The organism is Clostridium sp. NSJ-145 (genome assembly GCF_021044725.1).
Classification (GTDB): domain Bacteria; phylum Bacillota; class Clostridia; order Clostridiales; family Clostridiaceae; genus Clostridium; species Clostridium disporicum_B.
This window is the reverse complement of the sequence record NZ_JAJNOS010000039.1, coordinates 1-4,612: the sequence shown is the minus strand read 5'-3', so window position 1 is coordinate 4,612 and position 4,612 is coordinate 1. Positions and strand designations below refer to the sequence as shown.

At 28.5% G+C, this 4,612-nt stretch carries 4 protein-coding genes, 2 tRNA genes and 3 rRNA genes; 1 reads left to right on the top strand and 8 read right to left on the bottom strand.

From position 1 onward, the window contains the following. Nucleotides 1-538: 538 nt before the first annotated feature. Entirely contained in the window at nt 539-1,441 is a 903-nt protein-coding gene (locus LQE93_RS16550) for a patatin-like phospholipase family protein (RefSeq protein WP_186839731.1), read from the bottom strand. Nucleotides 1,442-1,472: 31 nt separating this feature from the next. Then, a complete protein-coding gene (locus tag LQE93_RS16545; RefSeq protein WP_055268500.1) occupies nt 1,473-2,276 on the bottom strand; it encodes a pyruvate, water dikinase regulatory protein in 804 nt (267 codons plus the stop codon). A gap of 169 nt (nt 2,277-2,445) precedes the next feature. Here LQE93_RS16545 and LQE93_RS16540 point away from each other — a divergent pair, with 169 nt between their 5' ends. Next, entirely contained in the window at nt 2,446-3,216 is a 771-nt protein-coding gene (locus tag LQE93_RS16540) for a signal peptidase II (protein WP_055268502.1), read from the top strand. Between the two features lie 80 nt (nt 3,217-3,296). Here LQE93_RS16540 and LQE93_RS16535 read toward each other — a convergent pair. The 6 genes from LQE93_RS16535 to LQE93_RS16510 form a co-directional block, all read right to left on the bottom strand. Continuing rightward, nucleotides 3,297-3,372: transfer RNA gene (locus LQE93_RS16535), tRNA-Lys, on the bottom strand. A gap of 5 nt (nt 3,373-3,377) precedes the next feature. After that, nucleotides 3,378-3,494 (bottom strand): 5S ribosomal RNA (gene rrf / locus LQE93_RS16530). A 357-nt stretch (nt 3,495-3,851) separates the two neighbouring features. Then, entirely contained in the window at nt 3,852-4,121 is a 270-nt protein-coding gene (locus tag LQE93_RS16525; protein WP_331000436.1) for a lactate/malate family dehydrogenase, read from the bottom strand. A gap of 59 nt (nt 4,122-4,180) precedes the next feature. After that, nucleotides 4,181-4,256, bottom strand: a tRNA-Lys gene (locus LQE93_RS16520). A 5-nt stretch (nt 4,257-4,261) separates the two neighbouring features. Next, nucleotides 4,262-4,378, bottom strand: a 5S ribosomal RNA gene (gene rrf / locus LQE93_RS16515). Between the two features lie 121 nt (nt 4,379-4,499). Then, a 23S ribosomal RNA gene (locus LQE93_RS16510) occupies nt 4,500-4,612 on the bottom strand; the annotation flags it as partial.

Here is a 4,612-nt window from a genome sequence, read left to right as displayed (position 1 = left end):
TTTCTAAATTAAAATTTAGAATCTCACTTAAAAACTCTCAAAAGAATTGCTGGATTTATTTTAACTATATTCTGTTCAATTTTCAAAGACCATATTTTGTTATCGCTTCAAGCGACTTTTTTATCTTATCACTTACTCAACTTTATGTCAATAACTTTTTCCAAAGTTTTTTAACTTAGTTTCGTTAGCAACGATATTTATCTTATCACCATAATTAGGTTATGTCAATCATTTTTTAAAACAATTTTATAACCATCAGTTGCATTATTGCTACTGTTCATTGGCAACGAAGTTTATATTATCATTAACTAAATTCCTTGTCAACTTAAAATATGCATATTTATATTAATATTTCACTGTAATAGTTTACTCCACTATTTAATTTAAAAATATTATAAAACTGATTTCATCTTTAACTTCTATATTAATATATAATAGGATTATATAAGTAAGCTATATATAACCCTATTATACTAAAAGTTTATAATATTGATATCTTTATAATATATAAGATATAAAATCATCTTTTAAGTTATAATTAATTGTTTTTTATTTTGTTAAACATTTTGTTCAATTTATTTACAAATTTTTGTTCATTTTTTTGCTTTTCCAATTCATTCTTATCTATTAATCTTGTAATGTCCATTATAGGCTTTATTTTATCTATAGCATCTTTATGTCCTTTAAACATTCTTTGTTTTATTACATTAGAATCAAATCCCATTATTTCTTTTAAATCATATCCCTCAATATCCTCAGGTATAATCTCTATAAAACTAGTGTTAGGATATAACGATTTATCTATAAAACTATCATTAGCTAAATGTACCACTATAATAATATTACAACCTTCACCATACACAGGTTGTATAGGCACATTATCTCCTACTCCTCCATCTAAATATTCAGCATTATTTATTTCTTGACTATCATATATCATTGGAACAGCAGATGTTGCCCATAATATCTTTTTTATATCTTCTACAGAATTATCATTAATATAAAAATACTCAGTTTTAAGATCTGGTAATCTAGTGCATGTAGCATATCCTTTTATTTTAGAGTTCTTAATAGCATCAAAATCCATTTTATCTACAAACTCATTCATACCTTCTCTAGTTAATGTACCCGCCTTTAGAGCCTTTGGTATATATTTTCTTATAAAGTTTATATTCTTAGCACCTATTGCGTACAATACACCTTTAACTAATAATTCTTTCTCATCTATAGGTAACAATTGCTCTTTCTTTACATTACACCAAAACTCCTCAGCCATTTCATATGCATTCTGCTGAAAAAGCATTGCATTAACAGCTCCTATAGACGTTCCAGATACAACTTCAATATATTTATCTATACCTAGCTCAATAAGTGCTTTCCAAACACCAATTTGATATGCACCTCTTGCCCCTCCTCCAGCTAAAACTAAACCTATTTTCATATTATCCTCCTATAATTTAGATTGATAAATATCAATTACCATGTCCTAATGCTTTAATAATGATTAGTGCGGTATCTTCTATTGCTCTCTGAGTTACGTCAATAGTTTTACACCCTAACTTTCTCATAGTCTTATCTGCAAATTCAAACTCTTCTAATATTCTTGCATCACCAGCATATTCTATATTTGATGGTATTCTATGAAATTTATCTAATCTACGTTTTCTTATTTCTATCAATTGAAGTGGATTAATTGTTAAGCCAAATACTTTATGTTTATCTATTTCATATAGTTCATTTGGAATCTCTACTTCAGGAACAAGTGGTATATTTATAGCCTTTATGCCCTTATTAGCTAAATACATACAAAGTGGTGTCTTTGAAGTTCTTGAAAGTCCTACTAAAACCACATCTGCATTTTTTAATCCTCTATAATCTTTACTATCGTCATATTGCATAGCAAATTCCATAGCTTCAATTCGCTTAAAGTATGCTTCATCAGTCTTCCACATAGCTCCAGGATCATACTGTGGTTGTTGATTTAATAAAGATGAAGCTACATTTATTATTGGTCCTAATACATTAACTACTGTAAGATTGCTTTCAATAGCTTTTTGTGTTAAATATTCCCTAACATTTACAGTAATGATAGTTGATACTATCATAGCATTTTCTTCCTCTTTAATTTCTTTGATTACTTCTTCTACATCTTCTAATGTTTTTACATATGGTACTCTCTTAATTTTAACCTCGTCATTAAACTGACTAGCTGCAGCTTCTGCTACTTGATCTGCTATCTCTCCTATTGAATCTGATACTGCGAAAATTTTCAACATTTTAATACCCTCCATTTACCTAATTTTACGCTTCTGTAAAATCTAAATTTTAGAAATATTTACATATTATTTATTATACCAATATTTTATAATAAATTTCTATTATAATGAATTGTTAATATATATATGTTAAAATTATTAATATAAACTTAAATTTAGGAGGCTAAAGATGAAAAATATTTATAACAAAGATAAGCTTCTTACTATAGGAATACTTCCTATCATGTGGCTTATATACTTTGCTTTTGAGATTGTAACTGGAAGAGTAAAAGATTTATATACACTTATCCTAAACTTATCATTAGTTTTTGTATTCGCATTTGTTGGATATATTATCTATTATCTAAGCAATAAATATTCTGATGGCTTTAAAAGCAAAAAGCTATTTATAATTTTTATTATTCTAATGTTAATAGATCAAGGTAGTAAACTAATAATTAAATTTAACTTCTTCGATTCATATTATGAAATAATTCCAAGATTCCTATCATTTGATCCTATAATAAATACTCATGGTTCTTGGTTGAATGCTAGATTTAATTTTAATATTAGTTTTCCATTATTAATACTAATTAATTTCATAGCTTTATTTATTTTCTTTGAATTCTACAGATATATAAAATTTAAATCAGGTAAGAATACATTCTGGGGAGATATGTGTTTTGTATTTATATTTGCAGGAGCTTTATGTTCTTTAATAGATAAGGTATTCTACGGTGGTAGTCTTGACTTTATAGGAATTAGCGACTTATTTATAGCAGATATAAAAGATATATATATCAATCTAGGATTACTATTCTTTATAATGGCTACATATAAAAGTGACTTTTTAAAAGATGATGGTAATTCTTCATTAAAAGATGATTGGCAGGCTATAAAGAACTTTTTAGTGTTTATCAAAAATGATATAAAAAGAAGTATAAAAAAAGAAAAGGCATAAATAACCTTTTCTTTTTTTTATATGTAATGCTAAGCAAGTTTACTTATGAAAAAATCACTTCTAAATTAGAAGTGATTTTTTGGTGGCTTACCGGGGAATCGAACCCCGGACACCTTGATTAAAAGTCAAGTGCTCTACCGACTGAGCTAGTAAACCATCTTACCTGGCAACGTCCTACTCTCCCACACAGTCTCCCATGCAGTACCATTGGCGCTATAGAGCTTAACTTTCCTGTTCGGAATGGGAAGGAGTGTTTCCTCTATGCCATCATCACCAGATTTATTTATCTTTTGTATATGTCCCTCGACAAGAATTTATTATATAGAGTTTTTCTACAAAAGTCAACATTTTTTTGATATATTTTTTTTAAAACTTTTTTTCTTTTATTTCAGCTGCCACAAACCTTGTGTACAAGCCATTCTTAATTATAATTCATTGTTTAATTTCTATAGGTTTTTATTTTCTTTATTATATATAAATAAATTTTTTAAATTATTTTATAATATATTTTTTATTTTTTCTTCTATACACTTCAAATATCTTTCAAGATATACATAAGACGATGGTCCCATTTGAGAATCTCCATCTTCTCTAATAGAATAAGCTTAAACATACTTTGGATCAACATCTAATAATTATTCATTGAAATTTTTTAATCTTTCAAAATCAACAGATGTTCCAGTTCTAATTATCCTACTTCTATCTAAATCTATTAACTTATAAACATCATAAGCTATCATATAAACAGGGTTAGAAATAATTATAAAATGTCCATAAAAGCCACTTTCCATAATCGGATTAATAATTAATTCTACTAATTTAGCTAACATATGTAATGTATCAATTCTAGCTTGAGCTGGTTTAGGTGGAGCTCCAGTAGCTATTACTACTGTATCTACCTCTATACATTTACAATAAAATTTATTTAGTATACAAAAAAGACCTAAACAATAAGTTTAGGTCTTGGTGCGCCATCAGGGATTCGAACCCGGGACACCCTGATTAAGAGTCAGGTGCTCTACCAACTGAGCTAATAGCGCATATTACCTAGCAACGTCCTACTCTCCCACACAGTCTCCCGTGCAGTACCATTGGCGCTGTAGAGCTTAACTTTCCTGTTCGGAATGGGAAGGAGTGTTTCCTCTACGCCATCATCACTAGATGCTATGATTCTCTAAATCTTCGATTTAGTTAGAATCTTGTACTCCTCAACTCTGTTGAGTGAGTTTCCTTTTCAAAGAATCTTGTTCTCTGAAAATTGCACATGAATTTTATATTTTTTATTGGTCAAGCCCTCGACCTATTAGTATCAGTCAGCTAAATACGTTACCGCACTTACACCTCTGACCTATCAACCTTGTGTTCTTCAAGGGGTCTTACTAGCTTATGCTATGGG

What these genes read in the sequence shown, in the direction of transcription:
- LQE93_RS16550 (WP_186839731.1), bottom strand. Translation starts at nt 1,441, where the DNA reads ATGAAAATAGGTTTAGTTTTAGCTGGAGGAGGGGCAAGAGGTGCATAT.
- LQE93_RS16540 (WP_055268502.1), top strand. Translation starts at nt 2,446, where the DNA reads ATGAAAAATATTTATAACAAAGATAAGCTTCTTACTATAGGAATACTT.
- LQE93_RS16545 (WP_055268500.1), bottom strand. Translation starts at nt 2,276, where the DNA reads ATGTTGAAAATTTTCGCAGTATCAGATTCAATAGGAGAGATAGCAGAT.